Origin of the sequence: Aeromonas sp. ANP5 (assembly GCF_963870295.1) — a bacterium.
GTDB classification, from domain to species: domain Bacteria; phylum Pseudomonadota; class Gammaproteobacteria; order Enterobacterales; family Aeromonadaceae; genus Aeromonas; species Aeromonas veronii.
The window spans coordinates 18661-36254 of record NZ_CAWMRY010000001.1; the positions used below are offsets into that span (position 1 = coordinate 18661).

The following is a 17594-nucleotide window of genomic DNA, read 5'->3' on the forward strand; positions in this document are numbered from 1 at the left end:
ATTGCTGACTTTGTTGCGTTGGTGGTTATATGTTGCCTCTTTGATTGGTTTTTTGCCTGATTGTGTTGTGGCGATCGTTTGCCGAGCGATTTGTCGCCATTTTGTGAGTCGCTTCATATTTGTCGTGAAATACGCTCCCTATAATCAACCTCGGTTATCACCAACAGGATTACATGGTGATAAGAAGTTGAATATTCAGGATCACACTCCTCACTGCGGGAAATAAGGAATATGACAATGAAAATGAAGTGGCTCCCGATTGCAGCAGCTGTTACTGCCGCCCTGGCTTCCCAAGCCGCCTTTGCCGTAGATTTCCACGGTTACTTCCGTTCCGGTGTCGGTGTTTCCGATAACGGCGATATGCAAAGTTTGGGGACTGCGGGTAAAAACCGCTTGGGTCGTCTTGGTCAAGAAAATGACACTTATGGTGAAGTTCAGCTGGGCCAAGAGGTTTACAACAAGAACAACCAGACTTTCTATGTCGACTCCATGTTTGCCATGACCTCAAACCAGAAGCGTGACTGGGAGAGTGTTGATGGAAAAGATGCAGACTTTGCTCTTCGCCAGTTCAATGTGCAGGCTAAAAACCTGTTTGGTGGGAACGAAACCCTGTGGGCGGGTAAGCGTTACTACCAACGTCATGACATCCATATCTCCGATACCTACTACTGGGATGTTTCCGGTGCCGGTGCTGGTGTAGAAAATATTGAGGTTGGTCCTGGCAAGCTCTCTGTTGCTGTACTGCGTAACGACCCATGGGATGCAATTACTGGTGATCCATCAGCAAAGACAATGGATACCAACGTATTTGATATCCGTTATGCCGGTATCCCATTGTGGACTGATGCATCTCTTGAAGTTGGTTATGACTTTGCCATGGCCAACCCGACTGATTTGCAAGACAAGCAGAATCCTAATATCAACGATGGACACATGCTGACCGCCGAGCTGACCCAGTCCATGTTGGGTGGTTTCAACAAGACTGTAGTTCAGTACTTTATGGATGGTCTGGCTGCTCAAGGTGTTAGCTATGGTGCCGGTTCAGGGAGTGGTCTGCAGTCTAACTCCAGCAGTGGTGATGGCTTCCGTCTTATCAACTGGGGTGTATTGCCAGTTGGTGACAAGGTTGAATTTGGCCATCAGTTGATTTATGCACAGGCCAAAGACTTTACTGAGTGGGGCACTCAGTATGACGATAAAGATACTTTCTCTGCAGTAGTTCGCCCGATGTACAAATGGAATGATGTAATGAAGACCATCGCAGAGGTGGGTTACTTCAAGGATAACCAGACCAAGAAAGGTGGGGTAGAGTCCTCCACTGATGGCACCAAGTATACTTTGGCTCAGGCTTGGTCTGCTGGTTCCGGCTTCTGGGCTCGTCCTGAAATCCGTGTTTTCGCCTCTTATGTACAGCAAGATGGGGCTTTCCGTGCAGATAGCAACGGAGTTAACCAAGACGATGCTTGGAACTTCGGTGTACAAGCCGAAGCTTGGTGGTAATCTCTCCATCACCTGATTTCAAGTCGCCCCCGCTTGTCGGGGGCTCTTTTTTTCAAGATGGCGTGTAGGGTATGCAGATGAAATATAGCAAGGTAGCGTTGACGATTTTGTGTTCCACTCTGATGACGGCATGTGCGTCGCTTGAGGCAACGGTGGCTCCGACTCAGGAGTACAAGAGCATCCTCGATAGCCGTGCCAGCGCACTTCAGCAGCTCGGCTCAGCCACCGTATGTTGCACTAGTATCAACGAGTTGCAGTATCAGCCGTTGGCTGCTGAGCAGAAAAGAGTGGTTGCTATTGATGGCAGCTCTCCGGCATTCAACTTCCCGGAAGGCAAGAGCTATTACGCCGCCTTCAAATTGCCGACCAATTCCGGTGATCTCAAGATCACAGTTGCTGGGCTGATTGACAAGACATTGTTTAACCCCACTGTGTTGCTGCTGGATTCCCAGTTCAAGCCGACCCGCACCATTGGTGCCGACATCATTACCTACAAACCAGCGCGTATGTTGGATGGCGATCGGGTTGAAGGCGTCTTTACCATCGACCGTTCCTATGTCGGCAATCCGAACAATGAAACCTATATGGTGATTTACACCACTCAGGCTACCTTGAGCCAGACCACCCAAGCCATGAGTCCTTCCAAGATGATGGCCAAGTCCTTGAGCGTGCAGGATTATGGTGCTAAGGATCCGTTGATCCCGCACTCTGCATGGGGTGTGGTCAAGATTGATGTGGAAGATATGAGTGCCAGTGCACTGGGCGATAACTTCTACAAGCCGGTTTACCAGGAGGCGATCGATGCCAATACACCGATCGTGGATGCGACACCTAACAAGTTGGTTGTGCCGGTCGCTACCGCTGCAACAGCAACTGCAGTGGCTGGGGCAACCGCAGCCAAACCTGCTCCTGCCATGCTGAGTGAAACTGAAACCTTCTATCAGGGCCAGATCGAAAAAGCTGTCAAGGCGGGGGATATCGACAAGGCGATGAAGCTGGTGAACGAGGCCGAGCGGGCTGGTTCAACCAAGGCAAAAAGCGTGTTTATTGATGCGGTCAAGCGCTCGCAAAAATAGAGTAATACGACTATTTACTGGTCAGATATATTTATTGAGGCCTCCCTTGTTGGAGGCCTTTTTAATCGGTAGACTGTAATAAATAAAAATCACGCCGTTACATTTAGTTACAATGAGTTGCCGTTTGATGTGAGCGGCATTATTAAAATACAAAGTGAAACTGCTATTTATATGTCTTTGTAATAGAGTAATCATGCGGATTATTAACTTATATTAGATGCGTTTTTTAGCCGCTAAACAAGTTGTGATCTTCCCTCCAAATTCAATATTCCCCCGCCTTCGAAAGCAGCAATTTATGACCCGCTGGGTTATATTCTGATGGTCAAAATAAACAAGCCCGACTCGAAGATATCTGAATGAATCAGTGCTTATTTCATCCAGATAGATCGTTCAGGGACGACAATCCATTCAGGAGCGCACACAATGTTCAAAAATGCTTTCTCTAATCTGCAAAAGGTTGGTAAGGCGCTGATGCTGCCAGTATCAGTCTTGCCAGTCGCAGGTATTCTGCTGGGGGTGGGGGCTGCCCACTTCAGCTGGATGCCGGAAATTGTCTCCCAATTGATGGAGCAAGCCGGTGGTTCCGTATTTGGCCAGATGGCCCTGCTGTTCGCAGTGGGTGTTGCTCTGGGCTTTACCAATAACGACGGTGTATCCGGTCTGTCAGCCATCGTTGGCTACGGCATCATGGTCGCAACCCTGAAGGTCATGGCACCTGTGATGGGTGTTGAAACCATCGAAACCGGCGTGCTGGGTGGTATCCTGGCCGGTGGTATCGCTGCCTGGGCGTTCAACCGTTTCTACAAGATCCAGCTGCCAGAGTACCTGGGCTTCTTCGCGGGCAAACGTGCCGTACCCATCATCACCGGTTTCCTCTCCATCGGTCTGGGTGTGATCCTGTCCGTGATTTGGCCGCCAGTGGGTGGCGCCATCGGTGCCTTCTCTGACTGGGCTGCCAACCAGAACCCGGTACTGGCCTTCGGTATCTACGGCGTGGTTGAGCGCTCCCTGATCCCGTTCGGTCTGCACCACATCTGGAACGTACCGTTCTTCTATCAGGCGGGTACCTGCGTCAACGGTGCCGGTGAAACTGTTCACGGTATCATGACCTGCTTCCTGACTGCTGATGACGCGTCCCGCGCTGCCGGTAACGGCTTCGGTCAGCTGGCTGGTGGCTACCTGTTCAAAATGTTCGGTCTGCCTGCTGCTGCGTTCGCCATTGCTCACGCTGCCAAGCCGGAAAACCGCGCCAAGATCGTTGGTATCATGGCCTCTGCTGCCCTGACCTCTTTCCTGACCGGTATCACCGAGCCGATTGAATTCTCCTTCCTGTTCATCGCTCCGGTTCTGTACGCCATCCACGCAGTACTGGCTGGTCTGGCTTATGTGCTGACCAACTCTCTGGGTATCGTACACGGTCACACCTTCTCCAACGGCTTCATCGACTTCGTGGTGCAATCACCGCGTGCCGACAACATGCTGCTGCTGGTTGGTCTGGGTCTGGTTTACGCGGCTATCTACTACGTCGTATTCAGCTTCGTTATCCGTGCCATGAACCTGAAAACCCCGGGTCGTGAAGACGAGACTGCTGAAGAGGCTGTTGGCCAAGGCAAAGACGAGATGTCAGCTGCTCTGGTTGCCGCCTTCGGTGGTAAAGAGAACATCGCTTCTCTGGATGCCTGCATCACCCGTCTGCGTGTTGGCGTGAAAGATGTTGCCAAAGTTGACCAGGCTGGTCTGAAGAAACTGGGTGCTGCCGGTGTGGTAGTGGCTGGTTCCGGCGTTCAAGCCATCTTCGGTACCAAGTCCGACAACCTGAAAACCGACATGGACATCTGGATGAAGAGCAACTAATTCTGTTGCCTGAATATCAGCGTGTTTTAAGAGGGAGGCGAAAGCTTCCCTCTTGCTATTTGTGGTTATGGAGCGTGCGAGTCGCTGTAGATCGATCTCGGCAGGAGTCTCGTTGCCCAAGGGGCGATATGTAACGGGATGCCCTCTGTCGGCACAACTGCTGGTGTGCCTCGCGGCGCCTTATCGCACGTCATCACCAGATAAACCCATATAAAGTCAGCCAATAAAAAGAGCGCCACCTGGGCGCTCTTTTGTCGAGTCGGGGGGATTAGAGTTTCTCCAGATCCCGCTCGATTTCGCTGATCTTGTTCTGCACCACTTTTTCCAGATGGCGCAGGTCGCGCAGGATCTTCTGCTTGATGTCCGGGTCGGCCTGCTGATGAACGCCCTGGGTCAGGTTGTCCAGCTCATCCACCACATACTTGAGGTTGGCGTTGATCTCGGTGACATCCTTGTACTCATGGGTACCCGAGTCGACCAGCATGGTCTTGCGCTGGCGGGGATACTTGAATTTGACACTCTTGGCGAAGAACTCGCCCTTCTGCTTCTTGAAGTAGATCTTGAGGATGTCGTGGTTGGCCTCCTGGCGCAGGGTATAGCTGTCGACGGAGGCGGGATCCTGGATCCCCAGGCTCTTCAGATTCTCGTACATCAGGCTTCCTCGGTTTGAAACGATCCTGTCCCATCCATCTTAACCGATGCCTCATGGCTTGCCTGTGACAGGGGCGCCAAAATCAAAAGGGCGCCATAAGGCGCCCTTTTCATCACAGCAATGCTGATTACTCGTCGATGGAGCGCAGCAGAGCGTTGATGCCGACTTTGGCGCGGGTCTTGGCATCCACCTTCTTGACGATCACCGCCGCGTAGAGGCTGTACTTGCCGCACTTGGAGGGCAGGGAGCCGGAGACGACCACGGAGCCAGCCGGTACGCGGCCGTAGTGGATCTCGCCGGTTTCGCGGTCATAGATGCGGGTGGACTGGCCGATGAAGACGCCCATGGAGATGACGGAACCTTCCTCGACGATGACCCCTTCAACCACTTCGGAGCGGGCACCGATAAAGCAGTTGTCTTCGATGATGGTCGGGTTGGCCTGCAGCGGTTCCAGTACGCCGCCGATGCCGACGCCGCCGGAGAGGTGAACGTTCTTACCGATCTGGGCGCAAGAGCCGACAGTGGCCCAGGTATCGACCATGGTACCTTCGTCAACGAAGGCGCCGATGTTGACGTAGGAGGGCATCAGCACGGTATTGGGGGCGATAAAGGAGCCTTTGCGGGCTGTTGCCGGCGGCACCACGCGCACACCCGCTTCCTTGAACTGCTCGGCGGTGTAGTTGGAGAACTTGAGGGGAACCTTGTCGTAGTACTGGGCATCGTCGCCCTTGATGATGCCGTTGTCGTTGATGCGGAAGTAGAGCAGTACCGCTTTCTTCAACCACTGATGGACAACCCACTCACCGGCAATCTTCTCGGCAACCCGTGCCTTGCCAGAGTCCAGCAGGTCGATGGCTTGCAGGATGGCGGACTTGGTGGCGCTATCCACGGAGCCCGGAGTAATGGTGTCGCGGCGCTCGAAGGCCGCTTCAATGATCTGTTGCAACTCGGTCATGACAGGTTTCCTTTAAAAAATTCTGTTTGTTGTATCACACTTTTCCGACTGTTTTTAAGGGGTTGACCGGAATTCTTCCGGCCAGCGACCATTTCTTCATCCGGTGTGCGCCAACCAGTTGTTTGGCATGGCAAAAAACGCCCGACAATAAGCCTCTTTCGAATCACTCTTCGCTTAATCCAGTACCGACTGTTGGGGATTGAGTTGGTGTACCAGTCGCTCTTCGAGCTGTTTTTGCTGCTCGGCGGTCAATGGTTCTCCATCGAGGCTGGTCAGGCTGAAAAAGTCCTCGACCCTCTCACCGAAAGTGGCGATTTTGGCGGCGTGCAGCGACAGCCCGCACTGCTGGAAAACGGCACCGATCCGGGCCAGCAGGCCGGGGGTATCGAGGGCAGTCAGCTCCATCAGGGTGTGACGGCTTTCCCCTTTAGTGGGCGAAGAGCGGGGCAGGAAGACCACCCGGGTCGGCACGCTGAACTGGCGGTGGCGCCGTGACAACGGCTTGTTGCGCAGTACCAGCTTGCCCGGCTCCTGCAGCGCCTTCTCCAGCGCCTTCTTGATGGTGGCTGTGCGGTTGGGGCTGATGGGTTCGCCGCTTGGCTCCAGTACCACGAAGGTATCGAGCACATAGTTGCTGCGCGAGTTCATGATCTGGGCGTCGTGGATGTTGAGGTTCTTCTGATCCAGCGCCGAGGCGACGGTGGCAAACAGATTCGGGGTATCGCGGCAGTAGATAAATACCTCGCTGCCGCCTCGGGTAGGGTGTTTTCCGATGATCACCAGCGGTGCCGGATTGTCGCCATGCTCGATGATGTGGCGGCAGTGCCAGGCGATCTGCTCCGGGCTGTGGCGCAGGAAGTAGTCTGCCTTGAAATCGGCCCAGAGCTGGTTGATCGCTTCTTCCGATACATCCCGTTGCGCCAGCAGCTGCTTGGCCTGACGCTGGTTTTCGCGAATGCGCAGCCGCATGTCGGGCGGGTTCTCCAGCCCCTGGCGCAGCGCCTTCTGGGTCGCGAAGTAGAGCTCCCGCAGCAGGGTGCCCTTCCAGTCGTTCCACAGGGTATCGTTGGTGGCGCAGATATCGGCCACGGTAAGGCAGTAGAGCAGGTCGAGATGCTGCTCGTCGCGCACCTTCTGGGCAAAGTCGGTGACCACGTCGGGATCGTAGATATCGCGGCGCTGGGCGGTAACCGACATCAGCAGGTGATGGCGCACCAGCCAGGCGACTAGTCGGCTCTCGTAGCGATCGAGTCCGTGCAGCTGGCAGAACTCCAGCGCATCGACGGCGCCAAGTTCCGAGTGATCGCCGCGCCGCCCCTTGGCGATGTCGTGGAACAGGGCGGCGATGCTGAGCAGCTCAGGTTTGCGCAGCCGGGTGAAGACCTCGTGGCAGAGCGGGTGGCTTTGGCGACTGGCCGGATTGGGGAACTGGTGAATGTTCTTGAGCAGCCGGTGGGTGTGCTCATCTACCGTGTAGGCGTGGAACATGTCGAACTGCATCTGGCCGACGATCAGGTTCCATTGCGGCAGATAGGCCGCCAGAATGCCGTACTTGTGCATCAGGGTGAGCGGCAGGCCGATGCCGTTGGGGTGGCGCAGCAGCGCCATAAAGAGGCGACGGCAGTCAGGCAAGTCCTGCAACCAGCAGTTGAGTTTGCGGCGCGCCTCGCGCAGTTGGCGCAAGGTGGCCGAGTGGATACCCGCAATCTCGGGATGCTGGGCCATCTGATAGAAGAGGCGCAGGATGGCGGCCGGTTCACGGCTAAACAACTCCGCATCCACCGCATCGATGAGGCGGCCACGGAGCTGGAACTCGTCGGAGAGGCGGCGCACATCCATGGCGGTGTTGCCGAGGATGGCTTCGTCAAACAGCTGCAGCAGCATCTCGTTGAGCTCGGAGACCCGCCGTACCGTCTGGTAGAAGCGTTTCATCATCTGTTCGACCGGAGTGTTACCTTCCCCCTCGAACCCCAACATCTGGGCCACGGTGCGCTGGCGATCGAACAGCAGGCGGTTATCTCCCTTGTTTATGGCCATGTGCAGGGCGAAGCGCACCTTCCAGAGAAAATTCTGGCAGTCGAGCAGCTCGCGGTACTCGGCGCGATTGAGAAAGCCGTGGCTGGTCATCTCGAACAAGGTGGTGGCGCCAAAGTGGCGGCGGGCGACCCAGGCGAGAGTTTGAATATCCCGCAGGCCACCCGGATTGCTCTTGAGATCGGGCTCCAGCTTGTAGGCGGTACCGAGAAACTGCTGATGGCGCTCCGCCTGCTCTTGCCGTTTGGCGCGAAAGAAGGCTTCGCTCGGCCAGAAGTGCTGGGGGCCGGTGGCCTCTTTCAGTTGCCGGAAGCCCTCCTGGCGACCTGTGATGTAGCGGGCCTCGATGAGGTTGGTGGCGACCGTAATATCGGCGCGCCCCTGCTCAAGGCACTCCGCCACGTTGCGCACCGCCTGACCCACCTCAAGCTTGAGGTCCCACAGCAAGGTGATGAACTCGCCGATGCGCAGTCCCAACACCTCGTCCAGTTCGTCGCCGTCATAGAGGATCAGCAGGTCGATATCGGAGTGTGGGTGCAGCTCGCCGCGACCATACCCCCCCACAGCGATCAGGGTCAGATCGCTCTTGTCAAAGCCGAACTTCTGCCACAACCGGCAGAGCAACTGATCCATGTACTCGGAGCGGGTGGCGACCAGCTCGATGATGTTGTCGCCGGCATCAAAACGGGCGTGCAGCCAGCCGAGAAAGCGGCTCAGGTACTCTTTGCAGTTGTCGCGAGTGAGCTGATCATCGGGTAACAAATGGGGGGAAAGCAGGCTGGCGTCCATGGCATCTCACACACAGTGGCAGGCAAATGGCTGAAACAGAAGTAAAAACCCCGGCGCTTTGGAAGTTCAGGGCCGGGGTTCGATGTTAGCTGTGTTTGATGAAGCGGTCGATAGTGTCATCGGGGCGCAGGGTGAGCACCTCGCAGCCATCCTCGGTCACCAGCAGGGTGTGTTCCCACTGGGCGGAGTCGCCGCCATCCTTGGTAGTCACGGTCCAGCCATCCTTCGGATTGACCTTGCAGTGATACTTCTTGCTGTTGACCATCGGCTCTATGGTGAAACACATGCCCGCTTTCAGCTCCAGCTTGCCGCTGTTGCGGTAGTGGAGGATCTGTGGCTCTTCGTGGAACTCGGCACCGATACCGTGACCGCAGTAGTCACGCACCACGGAGAAGCCGGCCTTCTCGACGATGGGTTGGATCACTGCGCCAATCTCGGTAATGCAGGCACCCGGGCGCACCTTCTTGATGGCGGCATAGAGGCTCTCTTGCGCAACCTTGCAGAGCTGGCGGCGCAGCGGGGTGGTTTCACCCACGATGAACATGGCCGAGGTATCGCCGTGGTAACCATCCTTGATGACGGTGATATCCAGGTTGATGATGTCGCCATCGCGCAGCTTCTTGTGGTTCGGGATACCGTGGCAGATCACATCGTTAACCGAGGTACAGATGGATTTGGGAAAGCCGTGGTAGTTGAGCGGAGCTGGAACCGCCTGTTGTACGTCGACAATATAGTCGTGGCAGAGGGTGTTCAGTTCGTCAGTGGTGACGCCAGCTTTGACATGGGGCGCAATCATGACCAGCACATCGGCGGCCAATTGGCCGGCAACGCGCATCTTTTCAATCTCTTCCGGTGTCTTGATTTTAATGGACATGGGATCTCTCTTGCGGCCTGCCGCTGGGCCTGCGAGGGCAGACAGGACAGGTAATGAAAAATAGATGCGTTTGCAATCAGGGCAAAATTTTATCCGCAACCCCCGCGTACTTCCAGTGTGATTGTCATCACAACGTCAAATCGGCGTCGCAGCATCCTCTGGCGGGATCCATATTTACACCTGTTTAGGGTGTCGGCCGGTGGTGTCCTGAACAAAGTTATGGTATAAAGCGCGCCGGAATGGGGAACTTGCGTCCCGATTTCATCACCCTTACTTAAACAACACACACACATCGACACATATGCCGGGGTGCCTTAACGGGTCGGTTATATGGGATGTGTGGAGGCCTAACCCCAATACAGAGGTATAAAATGGCTAAAGTTTCTATGCGCGACATGCTGCAAGCCGGCGTTCACTTCGGTCACCAGACTCGTTACTGGAACCCGAAAATGAAATCCTACATCTTCGGTGCCCGCAGCAAAGTTCACATCATCAACCTGGAAAAAACCGTTCCGATGTTTGACGATGCCATGAACTTCATCAGCTCCGTAGCTGCCAAGAAAGGCAAGGTACTGTTCGTTGGTACCAAGCGTGCCGCGTCTGAAGCCGTAAAAGAAGCCGCTGAGCGTTGCGACCAGTTCTATGTAAACCACCGCTGGCTGGGCGGTATGCTGACCAACTGGAAAACCGTTCGTCAGTCTATCAAGCGCCTGAAAGATCTGGAAACCCAGAGCCAGGACGGTACCTTCGACAAGCTGACCAAGAAAGAGGCGCTGATGCGTACTCGCGAAATGGAAAAGCTGGAGAAGAGCCTGGGTGGTATCAAGAACATGGGCGGCCTGCCTGACGTTCTGTTCGTTGTCGATGCCGACCACGAGCATATCGCTATCAAAGAAGCCAATAACCTGGGTATCCCGGTAGTTTCCATCGTTGATACCAACTCCAACCCGGACGGCGTTGACTATGTCATCCCGGGTAACGACGACGCTATCCGTGCCGTACAGCTGTACCTGAATGCTGCTGCTGACACCGTACTGGAAGCTCGCGCTCAGGACATCGTTGTTCAAGCCGAACAAGATGGCTTCGTTGAAGCTGAGTAATTGATAAGGACTGTAAAGCCCTTATTAACCAAGCTGATGTAATTGGTTAGCAGGGGCCCTTGTGGCCCCTGTTTCTTGTCAATTCAAGACCGAGGATACTGGACATGGCTAACGTTACTGCCGCCCTGGTAAAAGAACTGCGCGAGCGCACTGCCGCTGGCATGATGGATTGCAAAAAAGCACTGGAAGAAGCTGCTGGTGATATCGAGCTGGCAATTGAGAACATGCGCAAATCCGGTCAGGCCAAAGCCGCCAAGAAAGCTGGCCGTATTGCCGCTGAAGGCGTTATCTTTGCTCGCACCGAAGGCAACGTTGCCGTCATGATCGAGCTGAACAGCGAAACCGACTTCGTCGCCAAAGATGCCAGCTTCATGGCAATGGGCCAGAAGATCGCTGACATCGCTGCGACCCAGAAAATTGCTGACGTTGACGCGCTGAAAGCCGCTGACTTCGGTAACGGCGAATCCGTCGAGCTGACCATCACCAACCTGATCGCCAAGATCGGTGAGAACATGAACCTGCGTCGCGTGATGCTGGTTGAAGGTGACAACCTGGGTACCTACGTTCACGGTTCCCGCATTGGTGTTATCACCAAGCTGACCGGTGGTTCTGCCGAGCTGGCCAAAGATCTGGCCATGCACGTTGCTGCCAACAGCCCGCAATTCGTCAAGCCTGAAGACGTGTCTGCTGAAGTTGTTGCCAAAGAGCGCGAAATCCAGATCGACATCGCCATCAACTCCGGCAAGCCGAAAGAGATCGCCGAGAAGATGGTTGAAGGCCGCATGAAGAAGTTCACCGGTGAGGTTTCCCTGACTGGTCAACCGTTCGTGAAAGATCCTTCCATGACCGTTGCCGAGCTGCTGAAGAAAGAAGGCGCTGACGTTGTCTCCTTCACCCGTTTCGAAGTGGGCGAAGGCATCGAGAAGCAAGAGACCGATTTCGCTGCTGAAGTTGCAGCCCAAATCGCGGCCGCTCAAAAGGCCTAATCGAACCGGTTTTTCCGTTTCCCCAGACCGCGACTTATGTCGCGGTCTTTATATGACCAGGAATCAGTGACATGAGTACCAATCCCAAACCTGCATACAGACGTGTTCTTCTGAAGTTGAGTGGTGAAGCCCTGCAAGGATCCGAGGGTTTCGGCATTGATCCGGCGGTGCTGGAGCGGATGGCCCAAGAGATCAAAGAACTGGTTGAGTTGGGTGTTCAGGTCGGTCTGGTCATCGGTGGCGGCAACCTGTTCCGTGGTGCCGGTCTTGCCAAAGCGGGCATGAACCGCGTGGTGGGCGACCACATGGGTATGCTGGCAACCGTGATGAACGGTCTGGCCATGCGTGATGCCCTGCATCGTGCTTATGTGAATGCCCGTCTGATGTCTGCCATCTCCCTGCAAGGCGTCTGCGACTCCTACAGCTGGGCCGAGGCAATCAGCCAGCTGCGTGCTGGCAAAGTCGTTATCTTCTCTGCCGGTACCGGCAACCCCTTCTTCACTACCGATTCTGCGGCTTGCCTGCGCGGGATCGAGATCGAAGCTGACGTGGTGCTCAAAGCCACCAAGGTTGATGGTGTATACAACGAAGATCCGGTCAAGAATCCGGATGCCGTGCTGTATCATGAACTGAGTTATGATGAAGTTCTTGAAAAAGAGCTCAAGGTGATGGATCTTGCTGCCTTTACCCTGGCACGTGACCATGATCTGCCGATCCGCGTGTTCAACATGAACAAACCGGGTGCCCTGCGCCGGGTTGTCATGGGTGAACCGGAAGGCACTCTGATCCACCACGTTGGTAAATAAGATAAAAGTGAGCCACCTGGCGCTCTTATCCTATCAATCACGTCAGTAAATAAGATAGACACGGGCCGTGTAGCGGCTCGTTCGCCAAAAGGAAAACCACTGTGATCAACGAGATTAAAAACGACGCCAAGGACCGTATGGGCAAGAGCGTAGAAGCGCTCAAGACTCAAATGTCCAAGATCCGTACCGGCCGCGCTCACCCGAGCCTGCTCGACGGCATCCAGGTTGAGTATTACGGTGCTGCCACTCCGCTGAAACAGTTGGCCAACGTCGTGGCAGAAGATGCTCGCACCCTCTCCATCTCCATTTTTGACCGCTCCATGATCCAGGCGGTAGAGAAGGCGATCCTGACCTCCGATCTGGGCCTGAACCCGTCCAGCAATGGCCAGACCCTGCGCGTGCCACTGCCGCCGCTGACCGAAGAGCGCCGTCGTGACCTGACCAAGATCGTCCGTGCCGAAGCGGAAAATGCCCGTGTTGCCGTGCGCAACATCCGTCGTGACGCCAACGCCGACCTGAAAGCGCTGCTGAAGGACAAAGAGATCTCCGAAGACGACGACCGTCGCGCCCAGGAAGAGATCCAGAAACTGACCGACTCCTACATCAAGCTGGTCGATGAGGCCCTTGCCGTAAAGGAGAAGGAGCTAATGGAAATCTAACCGTCTGAAAGGTATATTACGAGCGCCGTGTAGTGCCCCTGCACGGCGCTTTTGTCTTTGTGGGAGAATTACATGTCGCTTTTGGCTGCGTTGGGTGATTGTGCCAACTCGTCTTTACCCCGTCACGTCGCCATCATCATGGATGGTAACGGTCGCTGGGCCCAGAACCGCGGCAAGATGCGGGTTTATGGCCACAAGGCGGGGGTCAAGTCAGTGCGCGAGGCCGTTACCTTTGCTGCGCGTGCCAAGATCGAGGCATTGACCCTGTTTGCATTCTCCAGCGAGAACTGGCGCCGCCCGGAAGGGGAGGTCAGTGCCTTGATGGAACTGTTCATCACAGTGCTGGGTCGTGAGGTGCAGAAACTGCACAACAACGGGATCCGGCTCAAGGTGATTGGCGATACTGCTCGCTTTAGTGAGCGGTTGCAGGCCAAAATCGCCAAGGCGGAAGCCTTGACCGCCAATAACAAGGGGTTGACCCTGAACATTGCGGCCAACTATGGCGGCCAGTGGGATATCGCCCAGGCGGCCCGCAAGCTGGCCAAAGCAGTGGCGGCCGGTGAACTGGCCGCTGACGACATTGATGAATCCATGTTGACCCGTGAGGTTTGCATGGCCGATCTGCCACCCGTGGACCTGTTGATCCGCACCGGTGGCGATCATCGCATCAGCAACTTTGTGTTATGGCAGCTCGCCTATGCCGAGCTCTATTTTACCCCGGTATTGTGGCCCGATTTCAATGAGGCCGAGTTCAGTGAGGCGGTCGCCTCTTTCGTTGCCCGCGAGCGTCGCTTCGGTTGCACGGGTGAACAGATACGGGAATTAATCGCCGAGCAGCAGACCGGCTAAACCCCGCTCCCAAGAGAGAGGTTTCTTTTGCTAAAACAACGAATTATTACTGCTTTGATGTTGATCCCCCTGGTGTTGGGGGCGCTCTTCTTTCTGCCATTGAAATTTTTTGCCCTGTTGGCTGCGCTGGTGTTTTTGTTGGCCAGTCGCGAATGGAGTGGGTTTGTCTCTGCTGCTCCGCAGCAATGGTTACCCATCGTATTTTGTCTGTTGCTCGGTGCCAGCCTCTTTTGGCTGCCGGTGGAGCAACTCTGGACGCCCCACCTGCACCCCCTCGTGATGGGCGTGCTCTGGACAGCGGTAAGCTGGTGGATGCTGGGTCTGCTGCTGGTGTTGCGCTATCCCCAGAGCGCCAAGCTGTGGAAAGAGTCTATCTGGCTCAAGTCGCTGTTTGGTCTGGTGACCCTGGTTCCCTTCTTCTGGTCGCTGGTCGCCATCCGTGGTTACAACTTTTACCATGACCCCATGATGGGCGCCTGGATCCTGTTGTTCGTGATGGGACTGGTCTGGGCGGCAGATTCTGGCGCGTATTTTTTCGGCAAGGCGTTCGGTAAGCACAAGCTGGCACCGGCTGTGAGTCCGGGCAAAACCATCGAAGGAATGTGTGGCGGTCTCTTTACCGCCAGCCTGCTGGCCATCGGCGTTACCTGGTCGATGGGATTTGTTCCTGCCAAGATGATCACCGTGCTGTTTTGCTCTCTGCTGGCGGTGCTAGCCTCCGTACTCGGTGATCTGACCGAGAGCATGTTCAAGCGCGAAGCGGGCATCAAGGACTCCGGCACCCTGCTGCCGGGTCATGGCGGGATTCTCGACCGGATCGACAGCCTGACCGCCGCCCTGCCGGTGTTTCTGCTCAGTTATCTGCTACTCAGTCAGGAGTTTTGATGCACAAATCACTGGTTATTCTGGGGGCATCTGGCTCCATTGGTCAGAGTACCTTGAAAGTGCTGCGCCATAACCCGGGCAGTTGGCAAGTGTTGGCGTTGACCGCCGCCCGCAACGTGGATGCCATGTTGCGGGACTGCCTCGAATTCTCCCCCCGTTTTGCCGTGATGGTCGATGAGAATGCCGCCCGTGAACTCGCTGCCCGTCTGAAAGCGCACGGCAGTGCGACCCGGGTCATGTCTGGTGCAGCAGCCCTTTGCGAGGTTGCCGCTCACCCCGACGCCCATAGCGTGATGGCCGCCATCGTCGGTGCGGCCGGTCTGGCCCCGACCATGGCTGCGGTACGTGCCGGCAAGCGTATTTTGCTGGCCAACAAGGAGGCGCTGGTGATGTCCGGTGCTTTCTTCATGGAAGCCGTGCGCGAGCATGGCGCCGAGCTGCTGCCCATCGACAGTGAACACAATGCCATCTTCCAGTGTCTGCCGACCGCCGTGCAGCGCCAGCCCGGTTTTTGCGATCTGGCGGCGGCGGGGATCAGCAAGATTTTGCTGACCGGTTCCGGCGGCCCGTTCCGTTACACCGAGATCAGCGAGCTGGCGAAGGTGACGCCGGCGCAGGCCATCGCTCATCCCAACTGGTCGATGGGGGCCAAGATTTCGGTCGACTCCGCCACCATGATCAACAAGGGGCTGGAGTACATTGAGGCGCGCTGGCTGTTCAATGCGGCGCCCGAGCAGATCCAGGTGGTGATCCACCCGCAGTCGGTGATCCACTCCATGGTGCAGTACAAGGATGGCTCCGTGCTGGCTCAGCTGGGCAATCCGGATATGTGTACCCCCATCGCCCATGCGCTGGCTTATCCCAATCGCATCCCCTCCAGTGTGGAACCTTTGGATTTCTTCAGTGTCGGAGAGTTCAGCTTTATCCGGCCTGATTATGATCGCTACCCCTGTCTGGCGTTGGCCATCAATGCCTGCCAGAAGGGACAAGCGGCGACCACTGCGCTCAATGCGGCCAACGAGGAGGCCGTTGCCGCCTTCCTGGCCGGGCGCATCGGCTTTATGGATATTGCCCGGATCAACGAGGCAGTGATGCTGGCGCTGGATAGCAGCGCCGTCGGCTCGCTCGATGATCTGTTTGCCCTGGACGGTGCGGCAAGAGCCCGTGCTCACACTTTGATTGAGGAGCTTGGCTGATGGGCGGTGTGTTGTGGAATATCGGTGCCTTTGTTGTTGCGCTGGGCCTGCTGGTCGCGGTGCACGAGTTTGGTCACTTCTGGGTAGCCCGTCGTTGTGGCGTCAAGGTTGAGCGCTTCTCCATCGGTTTTGGCAAGGCGATCTGGCGCCGGATGGGTAAGGATGGCACCGAATATGTGCTGGCGCTGATCCCGCTCGGTGGTTACGTCAAGATGCTCGATGGCCGGGTCGATGAACTCAAGCCCGGTGACGAGCAGTACGCCTTCAACCACAAGAGCGTCTGGGCGCGGATGGCGATTGTTGCCGCAGGTCCTATGGCCAACTTCGTCTTTGCCCTGTTTGCACTCTGGCTGATGTTTATCATCGGGGTGCCGAGCGTCAAGCCGGTGATCGGTGAAGTGCGTCCGGCATCCATAGTTGCCGAGGCGGGTGTGCTGCCGGGGATGGAGATTGTCGGGGTCGGCGATGAGCAGACCGGTGACTGGGAGAGCGTCACTTACGCCCTTATCAGCCATCTGGGTGATGATGCAGTCTCCCTGAAAGTGCAGGCACCCAATACCAGCTACGCCACCGATAAAACCTTGTCGCTGACCGGCTGGACTTTTGATCCGGATAAAGAGTCGCCCATCGGCAGCTTGGGAATTGTCCCCCTGAGTGGCAAAGTGCTGCCAGTCGTGGCTGCCGTGGTGGCCAAGAGTGCCAGTGAAAAGGCGGGGCTGCAGGTTGGTGACCGTATCAAACAGGTCGGCGATCAGCCTATTACCGCGTGGGCCCAGTTTGTCGAACTGGTGCAGCAGGCTCCGGGCGAACCCCTGCAAGTGGTGATTGAGCGCAACAACAGTGACCTCAACCTGACCCTGACCCCGGATAGCCGCAAGGTGCAGGGCAAGCTGGTAGGATTCGTCGGTCTCTCGCCGCAACTGGTTCCATTACCGGATGAATATCGAATTCTGTTACAGTATGGGCCTTTGCAGGCGCTGTGGCATGGCGCGGACAAGACCTGGAGTCTGATCACGCTCACCTTTGACATGATTGGCAAGTTGATCGGTGGCATCGTGTCGCTGGACAACCTGAGCGGCCCCATCTCCATTGCCAAGGGCGCCGGCAGCAGTGCCGACTATGGTCTGGTCTATTTCTTGAGTTTTCTGGCGCTGATCAGCGTCAACCTGGGAATTATCAATCTGTTCCCCCTGCCGGTGCTCGATGGTGGCCATCTGGTCTATTTCCTGATCGAAGCGGTCACCGGCAAGCCGGTATCAGAGAAAATACAGGAAGTGGGTTTCAGGATCGGCGCCGCCATTCTGATGTTATTGATGGGCATTGCGCTGTTTAACGATTTCGCTCGCCTCTGAGGCCAGAGCATCAACAAGGACACATAA

At 56.0% G+C, this 17594-nt stretch carries 15 protein-coding genes; 11 read left to right on the plus strand and 4 right to left on the minus strand.

All coding sequences use genetic code 11. From position 1 onward, the window contains the following. The first annotated feature begins 237 nt into the window (after positions 1-237). The 3 genes from AACT07_RS00105 to ptsG all read left to right on the plus strand — a co-directional run bounded on the left by AACT07_RS00105 (position 238) and on the right by ptsG (position 4430). Positions 238-1500, plus strand: coding sequence for a maltoporin (locus tag AACT07_RS00105; RefSeq protein ID WP_042081112.1), 1263 nt, complete (start codon positions 238-240; stop codon positions 1498-1500). A gap of 77 nt (positions 1501-1577) precedes the next feature. Then, complete coding sequence (locus AACT07_RS00110; RefSeq protein ID WP_069526356.1) at positions 1578-2576, plus strand: MalM family protein; 999 nt, start codon at positions 1578-1580, stop codon at positions 2574-2576. A 423-nt stretch (positions 2577-2999) separates the two neighbouring features. Beyond that, a complete protein-coding gene (gene ptsG, locus AACT07_RS00115; protein ID WP_005338586.1) occupies positions 3000-4430 on the plus strand; it encodes a PTS glucose transporter subunit IIBC in 1431 nt (476 codons plus the stop codon). A gap of 268 nt (positions 4431-4698) precedes the next feature. On the opposite strand, the gene AACT07_RS00120 is transcribed toward ptsG, so the two are convergent. The 4 genes from AACT07_RS00120 to map all read right to left on the minus strand — a co-directional run bounded on the left by AACT07_RS00120 (position 4699) and on the right by map (position 9734). Then, entirely contained in the window at positions 4699-5082 is a 384-nt protein-coding gene (locus tag AACT07_RS00120) for a DUF3461 family protein (RefSeq protein ID WP_005338583.1), read from the minus strand. 127 nt (positions 5083-5209) lie between these two features. Beyond that, on the minus strand, positions 5210-6037 hold the full coding sequence (gene dapD / locus AACT07_RS00125; RefSeq protein WP_005338581.1) for a 2,3,4,5-tetrahydropyridine-2,6-dicarboxylate N-succinyltransferase: 828 nt from the start codon (positions 6035-6037) through the stop codon (positions 5210-5212). Between the two features lie 174 nt (positions 6038-6211). After that, complete coding sequence (gene glnD, locus AACT07_RS00130) at positions 6212-8860, minus strand: bifunctional uridylyltransferase/uridylyl-removing protein GlnD (protein ID WP_019445217.1); 2649 nt, start codon at positions 8858-8860, stop codon at positions 6212-6214. A gap of 85 nt (positions 8861-8945) precedes the next feature. Next, entirely contained in the window at positions 8946-9734 is a 789-nt protein-coding gene (map, locus tag AACT07_RS00135; protein ID WP_005338579.1) for a type I methionyl aminopeptidase, read from the minus strand. A gap of 371 nt (positions 9735-10105) precedes the next feature. Between map and rpsB the strand changes: the two genes are divergently transcribed. The 8 genes from rpsB (at position 10106) to rseP (ending at position 17567) form a co-directional block, all read left to right on the plus strand. Then, positions 10106-10834: a 30S ribosomal protein S2 gene (gene rpsB / locus AACT07_RS00140; protein ID WP_005303470.1), complete on the plus strand. Its 729-nt coding sequence runs from the start codon at positions 10106-10108 to the stop codon at positions 10832-10834. 104 nt (positions 10835-10938) lie between these two features. Continuing rightward, positions 10939-11820, plus strand: a complete 882-nt coding sequence (gene tsf / locus AACT07_RS00145; protein WP_005338578.1) for a translation elongation factor Ts — start codon at positions 10939-10941, stop codon at positions 11818-11820. Between the two features lie 71 nt (positions 11821-11891). Continuing rightward, positions 11892-12626: a UMP kinase gene (gene pyrH, locus AACT07_RS00150; RefSeq protein ID WP_005338577.1), complete on the plus strand. Its 735-nt coding sequence runs from the start codon at positions 11892-11894 to the stop codon at positions 12624-12626. Positions 12627-12727: 101 nt separating this feature from the next. Next, on the plus strand, positions 12728-13285 hold the full coding sequence (gene frr / locus AACT07_RS00155; RefSeq protein WP_005338576.1) for a ribosome recycling factor: 558 nt from the start codon (positions 12728-12730) through the stop codon (positions 13283-13285). A gap of 72 nt (positions 13286-13357) precedes the next feature. After that, complete coding sequence (gene uppS, locus AACT07_RS00160; RefSeq protein ID WP_005338574.1) at positions 13358-14134, plus strand: polyprenyl diphosphate synthase; 777 nt, start codon at positions 13358-13360, stop codon at positions 14132-14134. A gap of 27 nt (positions 14135-14161) precedes the next feature. Next, a complete protein-coding gene (locus AACT07_RS00165) occupies positions 14162-15019 on the plus strand; it encodes a phosphatidate cytidylyltransferase (protein WP_069526233.1) in 858 nt (285 codons plus the stop codon). Beyond that, complete coding sequence (ispC, locus tag AACT07_RS00170) at positions 15019-16215, plus strand: 1-deoxy-D-xylulose-5-phosphate reductoisomerase (RefSeq protein ID WP_069526234.1); 1197 nt, start codon at positions 15019-15021, stop codon at positions 16213-16215. Before AACT07_RS00165 ends, ispC begins: the two co-directional genes overlap by 1 nt. Continuing rightward, on the plus strand, positions 16215-17567 hold the full coding sequence (gene rseP, locus AACT07_RS00175; RefSeq protein ID WP_069526235.1) for a sigma E protease regulator RseP: 1353 nt from the start codon (positions 16215-16217) through the stop codon (positions 17565-17567). The genes ispC and rseP overlap by 1 nt, the downstream gene beginning before the upstream one ends. The last annotated feature ends 27 nt before the right edge of the window (positions 17568-17594 follow it).